This is a genomic window from Aeromonas sp. 604282, from assembly GCF_049170575.1.
GTDB lineage: Bacteria > Pseudomonadota > Gammaproteobacteria > Enterobacterales > Aeromonadaceae > Aeromonas > Aeromonas veronii_A.
Genome location: NZ_JAAKMV010000009.1, coordinates 1 through 25,190 on the forward strand (window position 1 = coordinate 1; position 25,190 = coordinate 25,190).

A 25,190-nucleotide genomic window follows, 5' to 3' on the forward strand; every position below is an offset into this window, starting at 1 on the left:
GGAGAAAACAAGCGACAGCTGTGGATCCCGGAAGGATTTGCGCATGGCTTTGTTACTCTGACAGAGACGGCCGAGTTCTTGTATAAAACAACCAATTATTATGCCCCCGTAAGTGATAGAGGCATTGCATGGAATGATGCCTCTATTGGTATTAAGTGGCCCGAGTTAAACGCGGATATCCTGACCTCTGCAAAAGATAGTACTGCCAAGTCATTAGCGACCGCAGACCTGTTTATCTAAATTACACTCCCTGCATTACTGCAGGGAGTCTTTAGTTCGCTGAGATAATATGGATTTATATACGGGTTCGAAAGGTATTCTTGCCAGAAAAAACAATATTGAACCTATGCTTGGTTGCTCATTACGTCATATGGCAGGGGCCGTCTCTTTCTCTGAAAATGATGTTTTAGTTGGCTGGGGCCAAAAAGCCAATACCAGGCAGATTAAGCAGAAGGCACAAGCGTTAGGGTTGTCCTATTGGCAGCTGGAAGATGGCTTTATCGGTTATATCGGTCATCCCGCCAGGGGGGGCAAGGCGGTCTCGTTGATCGCCGATCCTGTGGGGATCTATTACGATGCCCGCCAGCCCAGCCAGCTTGAGCAGTTGATTGCCGCCCCGTGCGAGCCACAGATGTTGGCACGGGCCGAGCGATTGATCAGTGAGTTGGTTCACCTCGGGATCACCAAATACAACTGTTATGCCACTGTGCCGGCTCACGCTGCCAACCATGGCAGCGTGAGTCGTTTCGCCGCACAAGGGGGGGAGGGTGGCCTGCCATCGGCGCTGGCCGCGCGGTTGCAGCAGAGCGCCAAACCCAGGGTCCTGTTGGTCGATCAGGTGGCGGGAGATCTCTCCATTCCGGGGGCGCTGGCCAGTGAAGCTGATTTTGTGGCGATGGTGGAGGCGGCGCGCCGCAATCATCCCGATGCGCGCCTGCTGCTGCGCACCCATCCCGATACGCGCTTTGGCAAGAAAAGCGGTGTGCTGGCGCGCTTGCAGCTAAATGATGTTGAAGTGGTTGCCGAGCATTGTCATCCTCATGCGCTGCTCAATGCGGTGGATGCTGTCTATACAGTCTCATCCCAGCTTGGTTTTGAGGGGTTGTTGCTGGGCAAGCCGGTCTACTGCTTCGGTATGCCGTTTTATGCCGGTTGGGGGCTGACCCATGACAGCAAGCAGTGCGAGCGCCGCAACGTAAACGTGTCGCTCGCCCAGCTGGTCGCGGCAGCCTTGATTTGCTACCCGCGCTATCTGGACCCCGTGCTTGGCCAGCGTTGTGAAGTGGAAGAGGTCATTGCCATCATCGCTCGCCAGCAAAAGCCCGCTCCACGTTGGCGCAGGCTTTATCTGGTCGGTTTCTCGCTGTGGAAGCGCGCCTTTATGCAGGCGTTTTGTCATCACCTGGCCGAGGAGCTTTGTTTTGTTAGCAAGCCTCCCAAGCGGTTGACTGGTGATGAGCAGGTTCTGGTGTGGGGAAGTCGCTATCCCGAGCTGGTTTCAGCGATACGGGTCGAAGACGGCTTTATCCGCTCGAAAGGGTTGGGTTCCAACCTGTGCCGTCCTTCGTCACTGTCACTGGATCCGGTCGGCATTTATTTTGATAGCCGAACCCCCAGCGGGTTGGAGCAGTTGCTCAACTATCAGCAATTGACCGAGCCGGAGATTGAACGTGGCGAGAGGTTGATCTCGTTGCTTCGTCAACATCAGATCAGCAAGTACAACGTGGGGGAGATTCAACCCTATTCACCGCCCATGGATGGTCGACAACTGGTGTTGGTGGTGGGGCAGGTGGATGGTGATGCCTCTATTCTGACCGGTAGCCCGTATATTCGCAGCAACGAGCAGTTGCTCTGGGCGGTGCGAGCGGCCAAACCCGACGCTCATATTCTCTACAAACCGCATCCTGATGTGGTGGCGGGCAACCGTGGCGGGGCGATTTCTGCGGCTTGTCTGGCGGAGTGTGTCGATAGTCAGGTGCTGGATGTTGGCCTCACCAGTCTGTATCCCCATGTGGATGAGCTGCATACCATGACGTCACTCAGTGGCTTCGAGGCGCTGGTGCAGGGAGTCAAAGTGACGACCTGGGGCCAACCCTTTTACAGTGGCTGGGGTCTGACCACGGATGCCAATCCGCCTGCTCGCCGTCAGCGCACGCTGCCTTTGTCAGCACTGGTCTATCTGACGCTGGTCGCCTATCCACTCTATCTGGATTGGCAAACCGGGCTCTGGATCAGCCCTGAGCAGTTGATCCACCAGTTGGCGACACAGGGACACTCATCAGCTCAGAAAGCGAGCCGCTGGCAACGCTGGCAGCTCAAGTTCGGTTATTTGATCCAGACGCTCATGCAGCGCCCCTCTCTCTCCCCGTTTTTGAGATAAGTCGTTAATGAAGATTTTGTTACTGCAAGGACCGCTTGGTCCTTTCTTTCAGACCCTGAGTCGTCAGTTGACCGAGGCGGGACATCAGGTGGTGAAGATCCAGTTCAATGGCGGGGATGAGTGCTGGCCCTGTGCTGGAGAAAATCTGCGCTTTCGCGGCAAACCGGAGAGCTGGAACGCCTTCTTTCGCCGGGTGCTCAAGCAGCATGGTATTGATGCGGTGGTCTGTTACGGGGATTGCCGTTACTACCATCTGGAGGCAGGTCGCATCTGCAAGCTGAAGCGAGTGCCATTCTGGGCAATGGAAGAGGGGTACCTCAGGCCTGACTATGTGACCCTTGAGCAAGGGGGGGTCAATGCCTTCAGCCCCTGGTATGAGCGGCGCGATCAACTTGCCCAACTGGATTGGCCTGAGCCTTATGACAGTTCACTCAAGGTGGGCAAGACCTTCGCCGTGCGCGCCTGGTATGCCAGTCGCTACCACATCAACAAGTCGTTGTATCGCTGGCGTTATCCCCACTTCGTCAATCATCGCCCCTGGAGTCTGGTGCAAGAGGCGATGGGGTGGGTCTGCGGGGCCATGGTGAAGTATGGAAACGTGCGTCAGGATCGCGCCCTGCTCAAGGCGTTGCCCCGGCACGCTGGACGGATCTTTTTCGTGCCATTGCAAGTGACCGAAGACTTTCAAATCAGGGAACACTCAGACTTGAGCGGGGTCGAGGAGATGGTTGCGCAGGTGATCAACTCGTTTGCGCAGCATGCCAAGCCTGAAGATATATTGCTGTTCAAGCATCACCCCATGGATCGGGGCTATGTCAGCTATCGCGCCCAGATCAATCGACTCATTGCCGTACTTGGCCTGGAGGGGAGGGTCTTTTACGGTTATGAACTGCCACTGCCGACCCTGTATCCCTTGCTCAAGGGGGTTGTTACCATCAACAGCACGGTCGGTCTCTCTGCCCTGCTCCATGACGTGCCCACCTTTTGTATGGGACGGGCACTCTATGATATCGCCGGGTTGACCACCAAAGGCTCGCTGGCCTCCTTCTGGCACAAGCAGAGCCCGGTATGTGCCGAAACATTCAAGCGGGTGCGCCACTCCTTGCTCCATCTGACCCAGCTCAATGCCAGTTTTTACCGTCATTTGAATATGAGTGCGCAGGCGGTCATGGAAAAAATGAAGCTTTCGAAGTCCTGTCTGGGAGATGGTGTTGTATCACCGGAACGCCGTATGAGAGTGAATAAAACAATGTGCCTTACATTGCCCTGGCTGGCGACTCTCGACAGTATTACCGACCCGTTTACATCTGTGGGTTCAACCGCTCTGATGTTACTCGTTTGAAGTCTGCTGAATTTTGCGTTAGTTTGTTAGTGAGAGGTAAATAAAACCAGGAAGGTTAACATGAACATTCACGGTTGCTTGTTATCCATTGGGTTATTGGGGTTGCCGACTTTTTCCATGGCAGCTGATCATGATCTTTCACTGATTATTCACGGCGCATCTATTCACAGTCATTGCTCAAAAGGTACAGGAAGCAAGAGCAAGACCTGTGATTTTAATGGTTTTAACCCCGGGCTGGGATTGGCGTGGGTGTTCTTGGGTGACAGCGACACGGGGAAACTGGCGCTTCGAGGTGGTTTTTATCGAGATTCTCTCGATAATACAGCAGGTTATGCCGGTGTCTCTTATCGAAAAGAGTGGTATTTCACCGAACATGTATTTGCCGGAGTTGGCATGGAGGCCGGTTATCTCAACGGTTCGGGTATTGATGGTTTTGCTGCATTACCGATGGTGACATTGGGTTATAAATCGGTTGCATTGGAAATAGGCTATGCACCCAAGGTTGATTGGGTACCAGGAGGAGACCATGTTGCGGTCACCACATTTACATTGCGATGGACGCTATAATAGTCCGGATATATTGCTGCAAGTTTTTAATTTGTAACTTTACCACGTACTTTTCATTCATGGTTGCTGGGAAATACACGCTCTTGTTGCTTTTTATATATTAAAAGTCAAGTTTTCCTGAAAAGCTAGAAAGTTGAAGATCACTTTTTTATGTGGGCGACAATGATGTTTGATTTATTCAAGGTGGAGTCAATAGCATATTTATTTGTCAGTGTTGATTGCGCCTGAATAATTCGGAAAATAAAAAAGCCCTTCACCATGGTGAAGGGCTTTTTGCTATCTGGCGTTAGCCGATGGGGTCGCCCCGCTCTGGTTTAGTAGCCCTGCTGGTGCACATCCATTACGGCGCGACCGGACGGGTCGGCCATCTCCTTGAACTTGGCATCCCACTCCAGCGCGGTGGGGGTGGAGCAGGCGACCGACTTGCCGTAGGGCACGGTGCGGGCGGCGGCTTCCAGCGGGAAGTGCTCGTCGAAGATGGCGCGGTAGAAGTAGGCCTCTTTGGTGAGCGGAGTGTTGATGGGGAAGCGGAATGCGGCCGCCTCGAACATCTGATCCGTCACTTCCTGCTCCACCATGGCTTTCAGGCTGTCGATCCACGAATAACCCACGCCGTCGGAGAACTGCTCCTTCTGGCGCCAAGCCACTTCGTGGGGCAGCAGATCCTCGAACGCTTCGCGCAGGATGTGCTTCTCGATCTTGCCCTTGCCGCACATCTTGTCGGCGGGCTGCAGGCGCATCGCCACGTCCATGAACTCCTTGTCGAGGAAGGGCACGCGACCTTCCACACCCCAGGCGGCCATCGACTTGTTGGCTCGCAGGCAGTCATAGAGGTGCAAAGAGGCAAGCTTGCGCACGTTCTCTTCGTGGAACTCGCGGGCATTGGGCGCCTTGTGGAAGTAGAGGTAGCCACCGAACAGCTCGTCGGAGCCTTCACCGGAGAGCACCATCTTGATCCCCATCGCCTTGATGTAACGGGCCATCAGATACATCGGCGTGGAGGCGCGGATGGTGGTGACGTCATAGGTCTCCAGGTGATAGATGACGTCGCGCAGGGCATCCAGACCCTCCTGCACGGTGAAGTGGATCTGGTGATGGATGGTGCCGAGGTGATCGGCCACTTTACGGGCGGCGGCAAGATCCGGCGACCCTTCCAGCCCCACGGCGAAGGAGTGCAGTTGTGGCCACCAGGCTTCGCTCTTGCCATCGTCCTCGATGCGACGCGCCGCATAGAGCTTGGTAATGGCGGAGATAACGGAGGAGTCCAGCCCGCCGGAGAGCAGCACGCCATAAGGCACGTCGCACATCAGCTGGCGCTTGACCGCCGCTTCCAGCGCGGCTTTCAGCTCCGCTTTGTCGCTGACGTTGTGCTCGACCGCGCTGTATTCCATCCAGTCGCGCTTGTACCACTGTTTGAGCTCGCCATCCTTGCTCCACAGGTAGTGTCCCGGCGGGAAGGTTTCGACGCTCTTGCAGACCGGCACCAGCGCCTTCATTTCGGAGGCGACATAGAAGTTGCCGTGCTCGTCGCGGCCGGTATAGAGGGGGATGATCCCCATGTGGTCGCGACCAATCAGGTAGGCATCCTGTTCGGCGTCATAAAGAATGAAGGCAAAGATGCCGTTGAGATCGTCGAGAAACGCCGGGCCCTTCTCCTTGTAAAGGGCCAGCAGCACTTCGCAGTCAGATTTGGTCTGGAACTGGAAGTCGACCTTGAGGGTCTTCTCCAGCTCTTTGTGGTTGTAGATCTCGCCATTGACCGCCAGCACATGGGTGCGCTCGGGGTTGTAGAGCGGCTGGGCGCCATTGCCCGGGTCGACGATGGCCAGACGCTCATGTACCAGAATGGCTTTGTCGGAGCTGTAGACGCCGGACCAGTCAGGCCCGCGGTGACGAAGTCGCTTGGACATCTCCAGCGCCGATTTGCGCAGGGCTACTGCATCGGACTTGATATCCAGAATGCCGAAAATTGAACACATTGGCGGTAATCCTCTTGATTTTTAGATGAGCCCCCCACGTTTGGGCTCGAAATTCCATTTACATTCCTCGTCAGACACAATGCCTAGCGGAAAAACCTTTTGCAAGCGGGAAAACCGCAGAAAATCATGCCGTAAGCGTCAAGCGGATCAACAGGATAAGGGCTGCTGCAACGGGGCAGGGTGACGTGAACGTCAAGTCGAGGCGGGTTCGAAGATGACGTAGACCTTGCGACAGGGGGTGAGGGTCTCCCACTCTCCGACAAAACCGGCGGGAATGACGAATTGATCGCCGGGTTTGAGGGCCAGCTGGCCGCCCAGATTGTCGTGGATCACCACATCCCCCTCCAGCAGCTGGCAATACTCGTGTTCGGTGTAGTGGATGGCCCAGCGGCCGGGCTCGCAAGCCCAGAAGCCGACGTGAAACTGCTGGCGGGGGTCGGAGTAGTGGTTCCACACCGTCTGGCTCGGGTTGCCCGCTTTAATGCGCTCGGGGGCGGGCATCAGCGGGGTAGGGGCCGCCTCGTGGCGGTCGAGCAGGATCCAGTCGTTGAGGGTCTTCATGGTGCCTCCTTGGCTTCGGCAGATAGGAACGCGGGGCCATCCCGGCCCGCGTTTGTTTGTTTTATTAAACGAGGTTGTGCATAACTTAAACGATGCGCATTCCCTTGCCAAGGGCTGCTGGCCGACGACTCAAAGCGGCTGCAAGCGGCGGATCACATGACGGGCAAAGCCGCTGCCCGCTTCGTTGTAGACGTTGAACACCGCATCCACCCCCTGCTCCTGCAAGGAGGCGATATCATCCTCGAAGCGGACGATGGCAGCGATCTTGCCGTTGAACCCGTGGCTGCGCAGCTTCTCGATGGCGTAGAGATTACCCGAGTGGTGGGGCATCGCCAGCAGCACCAGATTGACCTGGTTGGAGAGCAGCACCTTGTCCCAGAAGTCGGTATCGGTGGCATCCCCCTCGATGACGTTCATCCCCTGGGCGCGCAGGGTGGGTAGCTTCTCGCTGTCGTTCTCCACCCCGAGGATGACGTTGCCGTACTTGTTCTCCAGCTCGAAGTAGGCCCCCTGACCGATCCGCCCCATACCGAGGATGATCACCTCGGCATCGCCAAGCTCTATGGGTCTGTCTTCCGGATGGAGGTTGCTCGCTTGCAATCCTCGCAGCCAGTGGCCGATGCGGTGATATATGCGCTCGCTCTGGGCATTGAGGGGGGCGGAGATCATAAAGCTCGCCGCCAGTGCCAGCGAGACCGCCACCAGCCACTCGTGGGAGAGCCAGCCCGCCTTGGCGGCGATGGCGGCGACGATCAGGCCAAACTCCGAGAAGTTGGTGAGCGCCAGGGTGGAGAGCAGCGCGGTGCGCACCCGCAGGTGAGCGCCGCTGTAGACCAGATAGTAGAGCGCGCTTTTCAGTGGCAGAGCCAGCACCAGCGCCAGTGCCAGCAACATAGTGTCGTGGGTCGGCAGACCGTTGAGGCCGATGGTGAGGAAGAAGCAGATAAGAAACAGGTCTTTGAGGTTGAAGAGCGCCTTGGCAAGCCCGGCTGCGGCAGGATGGGAGGCGAGCATCATGCCGATGATCAGGGCTCCCAGATCCGGCTTGAGGCCGACCACTTCAAAACCGGCTGCCCCGACGACCAGTGCCAGAAAGACCCCGAACAGCACCTGCAGCTCGCCGTGACCAGCCCGCTCCAGGAGCTTGAACAGCAGCGGACGCAGCAGCGGCAGTCCCAGCACCCAGAGCGCCCAGATGCTGGGCCACTTGCCGCTGGAAAACGCCAAAAAGGCCACAGCGAACACATCCTGCATGACCAGCACGCCGATGGCGATGCGGGCGTAGAGGGCATTCATGTCGCTGCGATCTTCCAGCACCTTGACCGCAAAGACGGTGCTGGAAAAGGAGAGGGCAAAGCCCAGCAGCAGCGCCAGTTTCCAGTCCAGCGAGAGGGCAAGTTCAAGCCCCAGCCCTTTGCAGACCAGCAGCACCACGGTAAAGAGCAGGGTGGAGAGCAGCAGGTGCAGGCTGGTAGTACCCCACACATCGCGCCGCATCAGGGTCTTGATATTGAGCTTGAGACCGATGGTGAACAGCAGCAGGGTGACGCCGAGATCGGCCACCTCGCTCAGGGCGGGGGTATTTTCATATCCCATGCCGTTGAGGATAAAACCGGCGGCCAGAAAGCCGAGCAGGGGGGGCAGGCCAATCAGATTGACTACCATGCCGCAGCCAAAGGCCACGGCGATCAGAATGGGTTCCATAACAGATCCTGCAAGGGCAGGAGAGACCTGCCCTGTTTAACGCTTGGTGGTGATTAGACGATATCGATGTCGACCACGGAGTCGAAAATATGGTTCGGCCGAAAAGGCATGCGGTCTATATCGGCGACCTTGCTCACCCCGGAGAGCACCAGCACCGTCTCGAGACCGGCCTGAAAGCCCGCCAGAATGTCGGTGCGCAGGTTGTCGCCGATGATGATGGTGTCGTCGGAGTGGGCCTCCATCCGGTTGAGCGCCGCACGGATGATCCAGGCGCTCGGCTTGCCGACATAGAACGGCTTCTTGCCGGTCATCCGCTCGATGGGGGCGCACAGGGCGCCGCAGGCCGGGTGCATCATGGGGCCGTGGGTATCGGGGTTGGTCGCGATAAAGCGGGCCCCCTGATCGACGAACTTGGCCCCCTGTTGCATCATGGTCCAGTTGTAGTTGCGGGTCTCGCCTACCACCACGAAGTCGGGGTCGATATCGGTGATGGTGAAACCGGCTTTGTAGAGCTCGTGGGTCAGCGCCCCTTCACCGATCACATAGGCCTTCTTGCCATCCTGACGCTTGAGGAAATCGGCGGTACCCATGGCGGAGGTGTAGAAGCATTCCTCCGGCACTTCGATACCTGCGGAGCGGAAGCGGTTTTGCAGATCTTTCTGGGTCTGGGCCGGGTAGTTGGTGAGGAACAAGAGCTTGCTGCCCTGCTCCAGCAGGCGATGGACGAAACGGTCAGCACCTGGGATGAGATCGTTGTTGTGCAGGATGACACCGTCGATATCGCAGATGACGTTCTTCTTCATGAAAACTCCTTGTCAAGGCGCAGGCGAGCCGCCAATCGGTAAGATGTTCAATCATTTATGATTTTTGTGACGCCATTATAAGTCTGTTTGATGACAAGTCTCCCCTGTCTCGCCACTTGGGTGCACAATAAAGTTGTCATGGTGTCAGTCTGGTGGAGGGGCTGACGCCGGGATCACTTTGCTGCTGGAGCCGTCGCTATGGACACCCCGATTCCCAAGCCCGTCACATCCGAACACCTCACCGCCGCGCAATTTATCGCCGGACTGCCGAAACTGGAGCTGCACCTGCATATCGAGGGCAGCCTCGAACCCGAGCTGATGTTTGAGCTGGGCCGCCGCAATAACATCCCGCTGCCCTGGCCTGATGTGGCCAGCGTGCGCGCCGCCTATGATTTTGACTGCCTGCAATCCTTTCTCGACCTCTACTATCGCGGCGCCAGCGTGCTGGTGACCGAGCAGGATTTTTTCGACCTCACCTGGGCCTATCTTGAACGTTGCGCTGCTGACAAGGTGGTGCATGTGGAGATCTTCTTTGACCCGCAGACCCACACCGCCCGCGGCGTCCCCTTTGCTACTGTGCTGGGCGGTATCGAGCGGGCGCTGCAGACTGGGGAGCGGGAGTTTGGCATCAGCTGGCGGCTTATCATGAGCTTTTTGCGCCACCTCAGCGAGGATGAAGCGTTCGCTACGTTGGCAGAGGCTATGCCCTTCCTGTCGCGCATTCACGGCATCGGCCTCGACTCGGGGGAGAGGGGCAATCCGCCGACCAAGTTTGCCAGGGTCTTCGCCAAATGCCGCGAGCTGCGGCTGCCGGTGGTGGCCCACGCCGGCGAAGAGGGGCCTGCCGACTACATCTGGCAGGCGATCAACGAGCTGCAGGTATGCCGTATCGATCACGGAGTGCGCTCGGCCGATGATCCCGAGCTGCTGCGCTATCTGGCCGATACCCGCTTGCCGCTTACCGTCTGCCCCCTCTCCAACACCCGGCTCAAGGTGTTCGGCAATATGGCCCAGCACAATGTGCTGCGGCTGCTGGAGCAGGGGCTCTGCGTCACCATCAACTCGGACGACCCCGCCTACTTTGGCGGCTATATGAATGCCAACTTTGCGGCGCTGGCCGATGGCCTTGGCGCGACCATGAGTCAGCTATGTCGCTTGTCGCTCAATGCGGTGGAGGCGAGCTGGCTCTCTCTGGCCGACAAGGCGCGGCTGACCAGGGAGATCCGCAGTTATGCCGCGACTCACGGGGTGATCCTGCATTGAGTCAGGCGCCAATGAAGTCGAGATGACATGCAGTAGATATAAAGAGAGGCCCGCCATCACTGGCGGGCCTCTCTTATTTTAAAGGCTGGTGTGATTTCTGGAGGAGGGCTGTATTACGCCACTCGCACCAGAAACTTCTCGCCCTGTCCTTCGCGCTTGAAGCGCTCGAGCTGGGTAGGCAGTGCCTCAAAGTCGCCGACCACCAGCGGCGGTAGGGTCAGCTCGCCGCTCGCCATCTGCGCCATCATGGCGACCCCGGCGGCGACCAGTCGGCTCCACTGTTTGTCCGAGCCAAAGGCGTGCTGGGCACCCAGTGCAATCTCGTGTAACGAGTGGCAATGGGCAAAGGCGGGCAGCGGATTGTGCGGGATGCGCCCCAGCACAGTCACCATATGGCCGTAGTAGCCAAGGGCGGGCAGCAGGCTCTCTGCCTGTTGGCTCGAGACCAGATCGATGATCCCCTCGAACGGCTCGTTGCCGTTGGCGGCCTGCAAGGTGGCCAGCCAGTCTGGTTCCCGATAATCGGCCACCCCCTGCACGCCGATCTGTTTGAGCCACTGATGGTGGCGTGGGCTGGCGCTGGCAAAGACCCGCGCTCCTTGCTGGAGGGCAAGTTGCACCGCAAATCGGCCGACACTGCTGCCGGCACCTGTGATGAGCAGTGCTTCCCCGTGCAGGCGCGGCAGCTTGGCCAGTGCCTGCCAAGCGGTGAGACCGGGACAGGGCAGGGCGGCGGCGGCCTCGTCACTCAGGGCATCGGGCACCGGCAGCAGGGCACGGGCCGGTACCCTGGTGTGGCGGGCAAAGCTGCCGTGGTGGCGCAGGTCGGTGTGATAGGCGACCCGGGCACCGAGGCGCAGATGGCTGACGTTGGCGCCGAGGGCCATGATAGTGCCCATGCCATCAACGCCGGGCACCTGACCGTCCTGCCAGTGGGAGTGGCCATATTCGATCAGCTTCCAGTCCACCGGATTGAAGGCGATAACCCGGTTTGCCACCAGCACCTCGTCAGGGGCGAGCGGTGCCAGGGGCAGATCGGCGAGGGTCAGCTGGGTCGGTTCACCGGGGGCATGCCAGCACCAGGCTTGGGTGTGATTCATGGTGACTCCTTGTGAAAGCGAGGGGAGATAACAACGAGATCATTGCAACAGCAATATAGAGAAACTGCCACTGCTGCGAATGGGCAACAATACGGCAGGCCCCAACCTGTGGGGCCTGCGTTACATGGCTGGTTGGCCATCGGCAATCAGCTGCTGGTGGTTGCGTCATCAGCCTGATAGACGGGGTAGTCGGTCAGCCCCTTCTCGCCGCCGCCGAACAGGGTGGCCGGATCGTGGGGGGCCAGCGGATAGCCGTGGCGCAGCCGGTTCGGCAGATCCGGGCTGGCGACGAAGGGGCGGCCAAAGCCAATCATGTCGGCCCAGCCCGCTTCGAGGGCGGCGCGAGCCCGCTTGCCATCATATTTACCGGCGTAGATCAGGGTGTTGGGGAAGGCATCGCGCAGACCCTGCTTGAAGTTCTCCGGCATCAGGGGGGCATCGTCCCAGTCCGCTTCGGCGATGTGCAGGTAGACCACGTTGAGTTGGCCCAGCAGTCGGGCGGCGGCCAGATAGGTCTCCTGCGGATTGGCATCGACGGTGCCGTTGAGGGTGGTGAGCGGCGCAAGGCGCACCCCGACCCGGTCAGCCCCGATCTCGCTGCAGACCGCTTCGGTCACCTCTTTGAGGAAGCGCAACCGGTTCTCCAGCGATCCGCCATAACTGTCGGTGCGGGCGTTGGATTCGGAGTCGAGGAACTGGTTGATCAGATAACCGTTGGCGGCGTGCAGCTCGATGCCGTCAAAACCGGCGCTGATGGCGTTGCGAGCCGCCTGACGGAACTGGCCCACCACTGCATCGATATCGGCCTGAGTCATGGCGCGCGGGGTGACGGTCTCGACAAAGCCCGGCACATCGCTGCCGTTATCGACGAACACCTTGACGCCCACTGCGGGCAGGGCTGAAGCGGAGATGGGCTGGGCGCCGCCGATGTTGTCCGGATGGGTGACCCGGCCCACGTGCCAGAGCTGGGCGAAGATGGTGCCCCCCTTGGCGTGTACGGCATCGGTCACCCCTTTCCAGCCAGCGATCTGCTCGGCGCTGTAGATGCCCGGCGTCCAGGCATAGCCCTTGCCCATGGGGTCGATTTGGGTGCCTTCGCTGATGATCAGGCCCGCCTCGGCGCGCTGGGCGTAGTAGCTCGCCATCATGGTGTTGGCCACATCACCCGGCTGACTGGCACGGGAGCGGGTCATGGGGGGCATGACGATGCGGTTGGCAAGGTGCAGCTGGCCAAGGCGCAGCGGGCAGAACAGGTGATCGTGGCTCATCTTGAGTTCCTCATGGTGGAAGTGAGGCCACTTTATGCCGCCATCTTGTTGTGAAAAAGAGGGGTAATTGCACAAGAGAATTGTGCTTGATGCAGCAATCAGCACAAACCGCCGGGAAAGAAGGCGTTGAGGCATAAAGTTGAAGCATAAAAAAGAGGGCCGTCTGGCCCTCTTCTATTTTCTGCTGGTGGCAGGCTCAAGCCGCGGCGGGCATCACTTTCACCCGCTCGATGCGCCGCTCGCTCACCTCGATCACCTCGAAGTTGAGCTGCTGCAGTTGCAACTGCTGACCCGGGGTGGGCAGGGTGCCGAAGTGGGAGAGCAGCATGCCCGCCAGGGTCACGTATTCATCGCTCTCGCTCACCAGCCCCTCGTACTCCAGCACCTGCTCCACATGGTGGATGTTGGTGCTGCCGTTGATCAGCCACCCTTCGCCATCGCGCACGATATCCGGGGTTTCGTCCTCGTCCGGCAGTTCGCCGACGATGGCCTCCAGCAGGTCGTGGGTGGTGACCAGCCCCTGAATGACGCCAAACTCGTCGGAGACCAGAATAAGGCTCCCCTTGGCTTTGCGCAGCTCCGCCAGCAGGCGGATCACGTTGATGGTCTGCGGCACGATTATGGGATCGTTCTGCTTGGCCAGTTCGCTCAAGGATTGCCCTTCGTTCAAGGCAAACAGCAGATCGCGCGCCTTGACCACTCCGATCACCTCGTCCAGATCCCCGTCACAGATAGGGAACAGGCTGTGGGGCTCGCGCTGCAGCAGGGCGCGGATCTCGTCGCTGGAGTCGTTGATATCGATCCAGGCCATCTCCGAGCGCGGGGTCATGATGGTGCGAATGGAGCGCTCGGCCAGCGACAGCACGCCGGTCACCATATAGCGCTCCTCCTCGCCAAAGCTGAGCGGTTCGGCAGGTGCGGCATCCAGATCGTCATCCGGCTGATCCTGATAGGCCTTGCTGCCCATCAATTTGAAGATGGCGGCGGTGGTGCGCTCACGCAGGGGCAGCTTGGATTCGTGACGCATGGCGCTGCGCTGGGCCAGCTGGTTGAAAAACTCGATCAGCACCGAGAAGCCGATGGCTGCGTAGAGGTAGCCCTTCGGAATATGGAAGCCAAATCCTTCCGCCACCAGGCTGAAGCCGATCATCAGCAGGAAGCTCAGACAGAGCACCACCACGGTGGGGTGGGCGTTGACGAAGCGGGTCAGCGGCTTGGAGGCGAGCACCATCACCACCATGGCGATGGTCACGGCGGCCATCATGACGCCAAGGTGCTCCACCATGCCGACGGCGGTGATGATGGAGTCGAGCGAGAAGACCGCATCGAGCACCAGAATTTGGGCGATCACCACGCCGAAGCTGGCGTAGGCGCCGACAGGGCCGTCATCCTGGGGTTTGGCTTCCAGCCGCTCATGCAGCTCGGAGGTAGCCTTGAACAGCAGGAACAGGCCGCCTCCCATCAGGATCAGGTCCCGACCGGAGAAGGGGTGATCCCACAGGTGCAAAATCGGGGTGGTCAGGGTGACCAGCCATGACATGACGCTCAAGAGCCCAAGTCGCATCAGCAGGGCCAGCGACAGGCCGATGATGCGTGCCTTGTCCCGTTGGGCGGGGGGCAGTTTTTTCACCAGAATGGCGATAAAGACCAGGTTGTCGATCCCCAGCACGATTTCCAGAATGATCAGGGTAAACAGACCAATCCAGATGTGGGGATCCAGCAGCAATTCCATTGTATGACCTCAATAAAAACAGACAGAGCAGAGAGTGATCACGGCGCACGATGGCCGCAGTAACAGCAAGGCAAAGGTGTTATTCAGAGGCGCTGATTAAGCAGAAAAAGATAGGCTTTGACAGAGAGAGACGAAGGGCAACTTCGGGGATTGTCCATGATGGGCAATAAAACCTCGGGTGAAAAATGAGCCCTGATGATAGCGGCTGGCGCCGATTTGGCAAGAGCCGCGTCAGTGGGCGTCATCGGGGGTTGTGATGCGACAGGGGGAGGCGGCCGCGTCGCGCTCCCCCGTGCGGTCGTTACAACCAGCGCTTTTCGCGGGTGAAACAGACCGACAGCCAGGCATCGCCAAGGCTATCGCCGAGGCGGGACCAGAGCTCCTGGCGCAGGGCATCCTGCCGTTCGACCGGCCACTCCTGGCCCGGTGCCACCAGAATGTTCAATTCCAGATCGAAGCGGCGCCCGCTCTTGGCCAGATGGCTGTAGCACTCGACGCCATGGCGCTGGCGCAGCGCCTCGACTTCGCTCTCGACCAGTTGGGAGACATCCCCTCTGGGGGCAATTTTCAGCACTTCCCGCAGGTTGCGACCGAGCACCTTGATGGGAATGAGGGTGGCACAGAGGGCCAGCAGCGAGACCAGCACCGGGTCTATGTAGCGGTTGTATTGGCCGTAGCCGATGGCATCGAGGCCGATGGCAACCACAAAGCCAATCAGCAGAGTGGCGCTGAGCAGGGTATCCACCAGCCACTCCTTCGAGTCGACCCTCACCAGTTCGGAGTCAACCTGCTCGGCGACCTGGGCTTCAATCCGGTAGAGGATGGCGCAGAAGAAGGTGGAGACAACGGCATAGATAAGGGCGTGGCCGAGATCGATCTCCCGTCCGCCAGCAAGCAGGGTGGTGACGCCGTTGTAGAGTGCCGCCAGACAGAGCAGCAGAATAATGGAGCCGTTGATGACGTTGGCGATGGGCTCGAAATGAGCGTAGCCATACTGGAAGCGGTCATCGGAGGGGCGGGTAACAAGATAGGCTGTGATGAGGCCAAGGCCCGTCATGCCCATGCTGAACAGGGTGAAAATACCATCGAGCATGATGGCATTGGAGCCGACGAACAGGCCGTAGCTGATGCCGAAGATGGCGAAAGTGATGCAGCCAAACAGCGACAGGGTGAGTGCCTGCTTCTCTGTGGTGACCAGCGTACTGATAACATGGCTGTGGTGAGCCATAAAAGTCCTCCTTTCAAATGGTTAATATTGCTACGCGCAAGGGGTTTTCTAGCTGATATACTGCCCGCTCACATGTGAGCGGACTGGCCTGATTGCCATTGATAGGCGAGGGGCCAGTCGTAGTCGCCGGGGTGCCGGCATCAAGCAAAATAAGGGAACAAGGATTCATGATCCCGAGACTCGATTACCAGGACAGTTTGTCACCCACAACCCTGTCGTTCCTAGAGTTGCTAGGGCGCAGCGCCTTTCGTGGTGATATCGAAAAGTCTTATGCAAGCCGGTTGGCGATGGCGACGGACAACAGTGTCTATCAGGTAGTACCTCAAGCGGTTCTCTATCCGCGCAGTGCGGATGACATAGCAGTGATGCTCAAGCTGGCGGCTGAGCCGGCGTACCACACTCTGAGTTTTTTCCCTCGCGGTGGCGGTACCGGCACCAACGGTCAGTCATTGGGCGGCGGCATTATCGTCGATCTCTCCCGTCATATGAACCAGATCATGGAAATTAATCTGGAAGAGGGGTGGGTACGCGCCCAGGCCGGGGTGGTGAAAGACCAGCTCAATGCCTATTTGAAGCCTCACGGCTACTTCTTCTCGCCGGATCTCTCCACCTCCAACCGCGCCACTCTGGGTGGCATGATCAACACCGATGCCTCGGGGCAGGGCTCGCTGGTATACGGCAAAACCTCGGATCACGTGCTCGGCCTCAAAGCCGTGCTGGAGAATGGCGACCTGATGGCGACCGAACCGCTGACCGGCGAGCGACTGGCCGACAAGTTGGCGCTGGAGAATCGGGAAGGGGAGATCTATCGCACCCTCTATCGTATCGGCAAGGAGCGCCGAGCCGACATCGAGGCGACCTTCCCCAAGCTCAACCGCTTTCTGACCGGCTACGATCTCAAGCACCTCTATCAACCCGATACCGACACGCTGGATGTGAGCCGGGTACTGTGCGGATCTGAAGGGTCTCTCGGCTTTATCACCGAAGCCAAACTCAATATCACGCCAATCCCGCGCTACCGCACCCTGGTCAACGTCAAGTACGACAGTTTCCCCTCCGCCCTGCGCAACGCCCCCTTTATGGTTGAGGCCCAAGCGCTGTCGGTGGAGACGGTGGATTCCCGGGTGCTCGGGTTGGCCCGCGCCGACATCATCTGGCATTCGGTGAAAGAACTTATTCAGGATGTGCCCGGCAAAGATCTGCAGGGGCTCAACATTGTCGAGTTTGCCGACACCGACGAAGCTGCGCACAAGGCCAAGGTAGCTGAGCTATGCCGCCGTATCGACGCGCTGCTGGCCAAGGGTGAAGCCGGGATCATCGGCTATCAGGTGTGTGATCACCTGCCGAGCATCGAGACCATCTACGCCATGCGCAAGAAGTCGGTGGGGCTGCTGGGCAACGCCGAAGGGCGCAAGAAGCCTGTGGCCTTCACCGAAGATACCGCGGTGCCGCCAGAGTCGCTGGCTGATTTCATCATGGAGTTTCGCGCCCTGCTGGACGCTCACGGCCTCGACTACGGCATGTTTGGCCACGTCGATGCCGGTGTGCTGCACGTGCGCCCGGCGCTGGATTTGTGCGATCCCGAGCAGGAGGTGCTGCTGCGCCGCATCTCCGATCAGGTGGTGGCCCTTACCGCCAAATATGGCGGTCTGATGTGGGGCGAGCATGGCAAGGGCTTTCGCTCCGAATACAGCCCCGCCTTCTTTGGCGAGCTGTGGGAAGAGCTGCAGCGGGTCAAGGGGGCGTTCGACCCGGCCAACCGCATCAACCCGGGCAAGATCTGTATCCCCTACGGTAGCGGCGCCGAGCTGGTGTCGGTGGATGGCCCCAAGCGTGGTAAGTATGACCGCCAGATCCCGCTCGCGGTGCGCACCAGCTACACCCGCGCCATGGATTGCAACGGCAACGGCCTCTGTTTCACCTTCGAGACCGACTCCCCCATGTGCCCCTCGGTCAAGATCAGCCGCGATCGCCGCCACTCCCCCAAGGGGCGGGCGGGCCTGATGCGTGAATGGTTGCGTCAGCTGGCGGAGCAGGGCTTCGATCCGTTGGCGGAAGAGGTGGCACTGCAATCCGGTGGTGTGCGCTTCAAACAGCTGGTGGACAAGGTACGCAACAGCTGGGCTAAACAGCGCGGCGAGTATGACTTCTCCCACGAGGTGATGGAGGCGATGGCCGGCTGCCTCGCCTGCAAAGCGTGCACCAGCCAGTGCCCGATCAAGGTGGATGTGCCCGATTTTCGCGCCCGCTTTATGCAGCTCTATCACGGCCGCTACCTGCGAGCTCCCAAGGATTACTTCGTTGGTACCGTCGAAAGCTATACGCCGCTGCTTGCCAAGGCGCCGAAGCTGGTCAACTTCTTCCTCGAAAAAGAGTGGGCCCAGAAGGCGGCCGAGAAGAGCATCGGCATGGTCGATGTGCCGCTTCTGAGCGTGCCGACTCTGGCCGAGGCGCTGCGCGATAACCGCGCCCGCTATTTTGATCTGCAGGGTCTGGAGCGGATGAGTGCCGAGCAGCGCAAGCAGGTGGTGCTCATCGTGCAGGATCCCTTCACCAGCTATTATGATGCCCCCGTGGTGCGCGACCTGGTGAAACTCGCCAGCAAGCTCGGATTCCAGCCCTACCTGCTGCCCTTTAAACCCAACGGAAAACCCCAGCATATCAAGGGGTTCCTGCGTGCCTTTGCCCGCACAGCTGCCAACAGCGCCCAGTTCCTCAACAAGGTGGCGGCGCTTGGCATCCCTATGGTGGGGGTGGATCCGGCCATGGTGCTCTGCTATCGCGACGAATATGCCAAGGCGTTGGGGCCGGCCCGCGGTGATTTTCAGGTGATGCTGCCTCAGGAGTGGCTGCTCTCGCTGCCGGCTGATCAACTGCCTGCTAGTGCCAACAAGGCAAAGAGCGAGGAGGGGAGCGAGCCCTGGTATCTCTTTGCCCACTGCACCGAGAAGACCGCCAAGCCCTCGACCCACGGCGACTGGAGTACCCTGTTTGGCCGTTTCGGGGCCAGCTTGCAGCCGGTCTCTGTGGGTTGCTGCGGTATGGCGGGCACCTATGGCCACGACGTCAAACAGGTGGAGAATTCCAAGGGAATTTATGGGTTGAGCTGGGCCGAGCCACTCGCTCGTCTGCCCAAGGGACGCTGTCTGGCGACCGGTTATTCGTGCCGCAGTCAGGTCAAGCGGATGGAGGGGGAGAAGCTAAAACATCCATTGCAAGCCCTGTTGGAGCTGCTCTGATGCTGCGTTTCCCCAAGCGGTTTCGGGTGCCGAAGGCCTATCGGCACCCATGCTTCTTGCTACTGCCCGCTACCCCTGCTCAGGCGGTGGTAGAGTTTGTCGCCATGTTGCGCGAGCGGGAACAACTCCATCAGCTGTTTCGTCCAAACGATATCTGGCCCTCCACCAACTTCAGCCTGAGCCAGCACGAAGGGGATCTGGAGTGGCAGCAGTCGGAATTTCTGGCCAAGCGCTCCTTTGCCTATGGCCTCTGGAGTCCGGACCGGGAGCCTGAGTTTTGGGGAGGCGTCTACCTCTATCCATCGGTGCTGCCGGAGGTGGAGGTCGAACTCTTCTTCTGGAAGGTGGCCGAGGCGCCCATCGCTGATGAGGAGCTGGAGACGCAGTTGCGCGAGTGGCTCGCCAGTGTGTGGCAGTGGCCAGAACCCCGCCTACCGGGACGAGATGTGCCCTGGGCCGAGTGGCCCGGCGTTACCTACCCTTGGTGACATCCCGCTTAAGGGCATGATTGTGTAACATGCAGCGCCGGGTCGGTGCTGCGTTGTTAACACGTCACCTGGTAACCAACAACTCATATAACCGAACCATTTTGCCGATGGAGGGCGTTTCACCCATATCGGTACGCATTCATCGCTTACATAAGGAGTCTGCTCGCAATGAGTCACGATATTGCGCCCATCTGGCGTAAACCCATGAGTCTGGAGGGGCTCAACGCCACCTCTCGCAACACCCTGATGGCCCATCTCGATATCGTCTACACGGCTTTTGGCACCGATTGGCTTGAAGCGACTATGCCGGTGGATCATCGCACTCACCAGCCTCTTGGCATGCTCCATGGCGGCGCATCTGTGGTGCTGGCGGAAACCTTGGGATCGATTGCCGCCAATATGGCGGTCGGGCCAGATAGCTACTGTGTGGGGCTGGAGGTGAATGCCAACCATCTGCGAGCCAAGCGGGAAGGGGTGGTGACCGGGCGTTGTCAACCGCTCCATCTGGGAGCAACAACCCAGGTGTGGCAGATTGAAATTCGGGACGAACGTGAGCGTTTATTGTGCACCAGCCGACTGACCATGGCGGTGCTCAAACACAAGCGGGGCAAGGACTCCAGCGAGGAGTGATCTACAATAACGCACTATGAGTGCAAAATAAGCAAGCCATACTCGTCAGATCCCTCTATAATTGCCAACGTCTTGAGAGGCTTATCACATTTTTCAAGACAGCAGAACAAAGTGGCGCTATAATCGCCGCCTTTTTGCTATTCCGCGGTGTTAGCCGCCTGCCTTAATCTGGAAGAATCTATGTCTGATACCGAACAACTGCCCCTTTTTAGTGAGCTTGGACTGGCCGCGCCTGTATTGAAAGCGCTGCAGGACGTGGGCTATGAGCGCCCGTCACCGATCCAGGCCGCAGCAATTCCCCACCTGATGGCGGGACACGATCTGCTGGGGCAGGCGCAAACCGGTACAGGGAAGACCGCTGCTTTTGCCTTGCCTCTGTTGTCTCGTCTGGAAGCTGGTAACCGCAACACCCAGATCCTGGTGCTGGCGCCTACCCGCGAACTGGCGCTGCAAGTGGCTGAAGCGTGCCAACGCTACGCCCACCATATGCCTGACTTCCACGTACTGCCGATCTACGGTGGTTCCTCTTACGAAACCCAGACCCGCGCCCTGCGTCGCGGTGCCCAGGTTGTCGTCGGTACTCCGGGTCGTGTGATGGATCTGATCCGTCGCAAGAACCTGGATCTCTCCGGCCTGAAAGCTCTGGTGCTGGACGAAGCGGACGAAATGCTGCGTATGGGCTTCATCGACGACGTGGACTGGATCATGGAGCAGTGCCCGAGCACTCGTCAGGTTGCCCTGTTCTCTGCCACCATGCCGGAGCAGATCCGTCGTGTTGCCCAGAAGCACCTGAAGCAGCCCAAAGAGATCAAGATTGCCTCCAAGACCTCTACAGCAACCACTATTCGCCAGCGCTACTGGCAGGTAACCGGTCTGCACAAGCTGGACGCCATGACCCGCCTGCTGGAAGTTGAACCGTATGAGGCTGTTCTTGTCTTCGTGCGTACCAAGAACGCTGCCGAAGAGCTGGCTGGCAAACTGGCCGCTCGCGGTCACGCCTGTGAAGCATTGCATGGTGATATCCCGCAGAAACTGCGTGAGCGTACCGTCGACAAGCTGCGTCAAGGCCAGCTGGATATCCTGATCGCCACCGACGTTGTCGCCCGTGGTCTGGACGTTGAGCGCATCACTCACGTAGTGAACTACGACATTCCGTACGACACCGAATCTTACGTTCACCGTATCGGTCGTACCGGTCGTGCCGGTCGTAAAGGCGAAGCCATCCTGTTCGTCGCTCCCCGCGAGCGTCGCATGCTGCGCGCCATCGAGCACGCAACTCGTCAGGCTATCGAGCCGATGAAGATGCCGAGCACCGATGACATCAACCAGCATCGTCTGGCCAAGTTTAAAGAGCGCATTCGCGAAACCATGATGGGTGAAGAGCTCGAGATCTACCACAACCTGGTGAACGAGCTGATCGAAGAGGATTCTGCTGATCCGCTGGAGCTGGCTGCTGCACTGGCCAAGCTCGTTCAGGGTGACCAACCGCTGCTGCTGGATGACTCCATTCCGGATCCGCTGTTCAACAATAGCAACGATCGCGGTGGCTTCGAGCGCCGTGAGTTCAATGACCGTGGCGGTCGTGACTTCGGTGACCGTGGTGATCGTCCTGCCCGTCGCATGCCGTCCCTGGAGCCGCGTCCGCTGAAAGACAACCCGGATGTGGAGATGGAGCGCTATCGCGTAGACGTGGGTGCCCATCACGGCGTCAAGCCGGGCCAGATCGTAGGCGCCATCGCCAACGAAGCGAACATCGAGAGCCGCTTCATCGGCAACATCGACATCGCTGATGACTTCTCCACTGTCGATCTGCCGAAAGGCATGACCGCCGATGTACTGGAAGTGATCAAGAAAGCTCGTGTTTGCCAGCGTCCGCTGCAGATCACTCGCTACACCGAAGTGCCGGCCGGTGGCAACACCAGCAGCCGTCCGCCCCGTGGTGATCGTCCGTTCCGTGGCGACCGTCCTTTCAACAAGGATCGCCGTCCCCAGGGTGACCGTCCGTTCAACAAGAGCGGGGAGCGCCGTGAAGGTGGCTTCAACAAAGATCGCAAATTCGGTGGCAAGCGTCGCGAAAGCTGATTGCTGATCCCGTTATGAAGAAGGCCGCTCATTGAGCGGCCTTTTTTTGTATCTGCGATAGGGACTGTACCGTCAGTTTGCCTGTGTGGGGTCATATTTCTGTTCCACAAGCCAGGTCGAGAGCCAAAGGGAGATGAATATTTTCCGATGCAGTTGTGACATTCGGAGCCAGGATGCCATGCTTTTGGTGGCATTCGGGTACAGCCTGATGCTGGTTGCCTGTTGTGGTGAGCTGGTTGCAGCAACATTGTTTTGCATTGTGACTCTGCCGTTGTCATGTGGGTGGGCTGAGTGAAACCAATAAAACAAACAGTACGATACGGAGGTCTATCATGGGTGGATGGCTTGGCAGGATGCTGCTGTTATCCGGCTGTCTCGTTTCTGGCATGGTGTTGGCTGATGATCCCTTCCTCAAGATCAAGGGGGATGGCTGCTGCCATGGTAAAGGAGAGGTCGTGTTGACCCGGGCCGAGTTTGAGGCCTTACCTCAGACAGAGGTCAAGACCGAGACCCCCTGGACCGAGGGGGACCACACCTATCGTGGCGTGCTGCTGCGAGATCTGGTCAAGATGTATGGTCTCAAGAGTGGGGAGGTCAAGGCGGTCGCCATCAATGATTACTGGGCGGCTGTGCCGCTGGAAGATGGAGATAAATATGCGGTACTGCTGGCCGAGAAGCAGGATGGCAAGGCGTTGACCCTGCGCAACAAGGGGCCGCTCTGGATCATCTATCCCCTCTCTGATCACCCGGAGCTGAACAAGGAGCTCTATCACAGCCGGATGGTGTGGCAACTGACGGCGATTGAGAGCAAATAAGATGCTGCGCGGCAAGTTTCTGAGCTTGATCCTGATGGTGACTACCTTTTTGGGGGTCGCCATCTGGTCGGTCTGGAACTATGACCGTGCTTTTAATGCTGTGACCCGCTATACCCAACTCTCCGCCTGGGCGTTGGCGCAGCTGGAGCTGGAAATCCGTGGCTTTGATGAGGCTCTTTCTCTCTATCGTACCGGTTCGACCAGTCAGGAGGAGATGAACAAGCGCTTTGATATTGCCTGGAACCGGCTCGATGTCTTCCTGCACGGGGATGAAGCCAGGCCAGTGAGAACGCGTTTTGGGGCTGAACAGGCAGCAGGCAATATCATGGCCCTGTTCGAGAAGTATGAGCAGGACGTGATCAGTGGAGGGCGAGATTCAAAAGAACTTGCTCGCTTCGCCGAGGAGTTGGCGCGGGATCTGGCCGCGATCCGCGATGTGATGGTGAAAAATTTCACCGGCCCATCCGCCATTGCCCAGCGGGAGGTGCTCAATTCGTCGCGTACCCAGAACTTTTTCATTCTGGCCTTCCTGATGCTGGCGACCGTGGTGATGCTGCTGATGTTGTTTCGCGAAGTGCGCCACCAGCACTTTCTGGCGTGGAATGATGCGTTAACCTGTTTGCCAAATCGGGCCTCCCTGATCAAACACCTCAAACAGCTGACGGGACATAAAGGGCGTCCCAGTAGTGTGACTGTCTGTCTGGTGGATCTTGGTCATTTCAGGGAGGTGAATGACAGCTTGGGCTACGAGGCGGGGGATGCATTGCTGACGCAACTGGCCGGGCGGATCCGCGCGGTATCGGTTGACGGTATCTTTGCCGCCCGCACAGGTAGCGATGAGTTTGCCATCATTATTTCCGGTGTCATGCCCACCTATCTGCGCTTTCCATTTCTGGAACAGCTGCGTAATGAGCTTGCCGGGCTCGCCTTGGCGACCGACCCCGCCCACAGGGTACGGGTCTTTATGGGGATCAGCCAGTACGTGCGACCGGTACACACGCCGGAGGAGATGCTGCTGTTTGCCGATATCGCTCTCGACAGTGCCAAGCGCAAGCGGCTGAATCGTTACGTGGTTTTCTCCAGCAGCATGTATCAGCACTATCTGCGTAACCGCCGTTTGTCGACCGAGTTGCGCGAGCTGATCCAGCACCACAGTAATTTGCAGTTGAGCCTCTACTATCAGCCCATTGTCCGTGGTCAAGGTAGGGTGCGACTGGGGGCTGAGGTGCTGATCCGCTGGAATCATCCTGAGTACGGTTTTATACCGCCCCTGGACATCATCTCGCTCGCTGAGGAGAACGGCTTGGGTGAGGCGCTGGGATTATGGGTCTTCCGGCGCTTGCAACATGATCTTGCCACTTTCCCTGGCGACTTGATTGAGCCGCTGGAGATCTCGGTTAACCTTTCCAGCTCCATGTTCAATATGGGGTTGGCAGCCCAGCTGGAAGAGAACATGAAAGATGGACCACTAAGCCTGCAACAGCTGATCGTCGAGCTGACCGAAACTATTGCTCTGGATGATATAGAGCTGAGCAAGCAGATCATCGACACCCTGCGTCAGATCGGAGTGCGCGTGGCTCTCGATGATTTCGGCACTGGCTGGTCATCGTTCTCCTACTTGCGGGAACTCTATTTCGACAAGCTCAAGATCGACCGCTCATTTATCACAGCCATCGACAATGACACCCGACAGGCCCTGTTCGTCGAGGCGATTACCAGTCTTTCTCATCAGCTCGGTGTGCGGGTGGTGGCGGAAGGAGTGGAGAACAACGATGAGCTGAATGCGGTGTTGAGTATCGGGGTGGACGAAATTCAGGGCTACTTCTACTCGAGACCCTTGCCGGTGCAGGACTTTTTGCTGTTCTGCCATCGCTACTTTATCAATCGGAGCATCATGCAGGAGGTCGCACTGGGTTAGAGAGCTGTATCTTTTCATCTTCACCACAAGCTATCTGATGTTGTTCCTCTAGCCGAATCAATAAAGAAGGCGACCATGTGGTCGCTAATGC

At 58.6% G+C, this 25,190-nt stretch carries 19 protein-coding genes; 11 read left to right on the forward strand and 8 right to left on the reverse strand.

What is annotated here, in order from left to right:
* From rfbC to G5367_RS11925, 4 genes are all read left to right on the forward strand, one after another.
* Positions 1–240: dTDP-4-dehydrorhamnose 3,5-epimerase (gene rfbC, locus G5367_RS11910; RefSeq protein ID WP_421294382.1), on the forward strand; the 240-nt coding region annotated here is incomplete at its 5' end.
* Positions 241–346: 106 nt separating this feature from the next.
* Positions 347–2,380, forward strand: a complete 2,034-nt coding sequence (locus G5367_RS11915) for a capsular polysaccharide biosynthesis protein (RefSeq protein WP_421244244.1) — start codon at positions 347–349, stop codon at positions 2,378–2,380.
* Between the two features lie 7 nt (positions 2,381–2,387).
* Positions 2,388–3,722 carry a capsule biosynthesis protein gene (locus tag G5367_RS11920; RefSeq protein WP_421244245.1) on the forward strand — a complete coding sequence of 445 codons (1,335 nt, stop codon included), beginning with the start codon at positions 2,388–2,390 and terminating at the stop codon, positions 3,720–3,722.
* 60 nt (positions 3,723–3,782) lie between these two features.
* The gene (locus tag G5367_RS11925; RefSeq protein ID WP_421244246.1) at positions 3,783–4,289 is read left to right on the forward strand and encodes a hypothetical protein; all 507 of its coding nucleotides are present in this window, start codon (positions 3,783–3,785) and stop codon (positions 4,287–4,289) included.
* Positions 4,290–4,603: 314 nt separating this feature from the next.
* On the opposite strand, the gene asnB is transcribed toward G5367_RS11925, so the two are convergent.
* The 4 genes from asnB to G5367_RS11945 all read right to left on the reverse strand — a co-directional run bounded on the left by asnB (position 4,604) and on the right by G5367_RS11945 (position 9,336).
* The gene (gene asnB / locus G5367_RS11930) at positions 4,604–6,268 is read right to left on the reverse strand and encodes an asparagine synthase B (protein ID WP_005361356.1); all 1,665 of its coding nucleotides are present in this window, start codon (positions 6,266–6,268) and stop codon (positions 4,604–4,606) included.
* A 192-nt stretch (positions 6,269–6,460) separates the two neighbouring features.
* Positions 6,461–6,829: a cupin domain-containing protein gene (locus G5367_RS11935; protein WP_216979005.1), complete on the reverse strand. Its 369-nt coding sequence runs from the start codon at positions 6,827–6,829 to the stop codon at positions 6,461–6,463.
* A 129-nt stretch (positions 6,830–6,958) separates the two neighbouring features.
* Complete coding sequence (locus G5367_RS11940; RefSeq protein WP_159158691.1) at positions 6,959–8,533, reverse strand: cation:proton antiporter family protein; 1,575 nt, start codon at positions 8,531–8,533, stop codon at positions 6,959–6,961.
* A gap of 53 nt (positions 8,534–8,586) precedes the next feature.
* Positions 8,587–9,336 carry an HAD-IIA family hydrolase gene (locus tag G5367_RS11945; protein ID WP_005337281.1) on the reverse strand — a complete coding sequence of 250 codons (750 nt, stop codon included), beginning with the start codon at positions 9,334–9,336 and terminating at the stop codon, positions 8,587–8,589.
* 198 nt (positions 9,337–9,534) lie between these two features.
* On the opposite strand from G5367_RS11945, the gene G5367_RS11950 reads away from it, so the two are divergent.
* Positions 9,535–10,599: an adenosine deaminase gene (locus G5367_RS11950; protein WP_216979004.1), complete on the forward strand. Its 1,065-nt coding sequence runs from the start codon at positions 9,535–9,537 to the stop codon at positions 10,597–10,599.
* A gap of 113 nt (positions 10,600–10,712) precedes the next feature.
* On the opposite strand, the gene G5367_RS11955 is transcribed toward G5367_RS11950, so the two are convergent.
* The 4 genes from G5367_RS11955 to G5367_RS11970 form a co-directional block, all read right to left on the reverse strand.
* Positions 10,713–11,699 (reverse strand): zinc-binding dehydrogenase, encoded by a 987-nt coding sequence (locus G5367_RS11955; RefSeq protein ID WP_337072959.1) that lies wholly within the window; start codon positions 11,697–11,699, stop codon positions 10,713–10,715.
* A gap of 146 nt (positions 11,700–11,845) precedes the next feature.
* A complete protein-coding gene (locus G5367_RS11960) occupies positions 11,846–12,967 on the reverse strand; it encodes an alkene reductase (RefSeq protein WP_421244249.1) in 1,122 nt (373 codons plus the stop codon).
* A 196-nt stretch (positions 12,968–13,163) separates the two neighbouring features.
* Positions 13,164–14,699, reverse strand: a complete 1,536-nt coding sequence (locus G5367_RS11965) for a TerC family protein (protein WP_421244250.1) — start codon at positions 14,697–14,699, stop codon at positions 13,164–13,166.
* Positions 14,700–15,000: 301 nt separating this feature from the next.
* Positions 15,001–15,927: a cation diffusion facilitator family transporter gene (locus G5367_RS11970; protein ID WP_216979000.1), complete on the reverse strand. Its 927-nt coding sequence runs from the start codon at positions 15,925–15,927 to the stop codon at positions 15,001–15,003.
* Between the two features lie 167 nt (positions 15,928–16,094).
* Between G5367_RS11970 and G5367_RS11975 the strand changes: the two genes are divergently transcribed.
* The 6 genes from G5367_RS11975 (at position 16,095) to G5367_RS12000 (ending at position 25,099) form a co-directional block, all read left to right on the forward strand.
* Positions 16,095–19,166: an FAD-binding and (Fe-S)-binding domain-containing protein gene (locus tag G5367_RS11975; RefSeq protein WP_421244252.1), complete on the forward strand. Its 3,072-nt coding sequence runs from the start codon at positions 16,095–16,097 to the stop codon at positions 19,164–19,166.
* Positions 19,166–19,654 (forward strand): hypothetical protein, encoded by a 489-nt coding sequence (locus tag G5367_RS11980; protein WP_421244253.1) that lies wholly within the window; start codon positions 19,166–19,168, stop codon positions 19,652–19,654. Before G5367_RS11975 ends, G5367_RS11980 begins: the two co-directional genes overlap by 1 nt.
* A 168-nt stretch (positions 19,655–19,822) precedes the next feature.
* On the forward strand, positions 19,823–20,284 hold the full coding sequence (locus G5367_RS11985) for a hotdog fold thioesterase (protein WP_058056665.1): 462 nt from the start codon (positions 19,823–19,825) through the stop codon (positions 20,282–20,284).
* Between the two features lie 180 nt (positions 20,285–20,464).
* Positions 20,465–22,366 (forward strand): DEAD/DEAH box helicase, encoded by a 1,902-nt coding sequence (locus G5367_RS11990; RefSeq protein ID WP_421244254.1) that lies wholly within the window; start codon positions 20,465–20,467, stop codon positions 22,364–22,366.
* A 332-nt stretch (positions 22,367–22,698) separates the two neighbouring features.
* Complete coding sequence (locus tag G5367_RS11995; RefSeq protein WP_115520969.1) at positions 22,699–23,181, forward strand: molybdopterin-dependent oxidoreductase; 483 nt, start codon at positions 22,699–22,701, stop codon at positions 23,179–23,181.
* Position 23,182: 1 nt separating this feature from the next.
* Positions 23,183–25,099, forward strand: a complete 1,917-nt coding sequence (locus G5367_RS12000) for a putative bifunctional diguanylate cyclase/phosphodiesterase (protein ID WP_421212156.1) — start codon at positions 23,183–23,185, stop codon at positions 25,097–25,099.
* Positions 25,100–25,190: the final 91 nt, after the last annotated feature.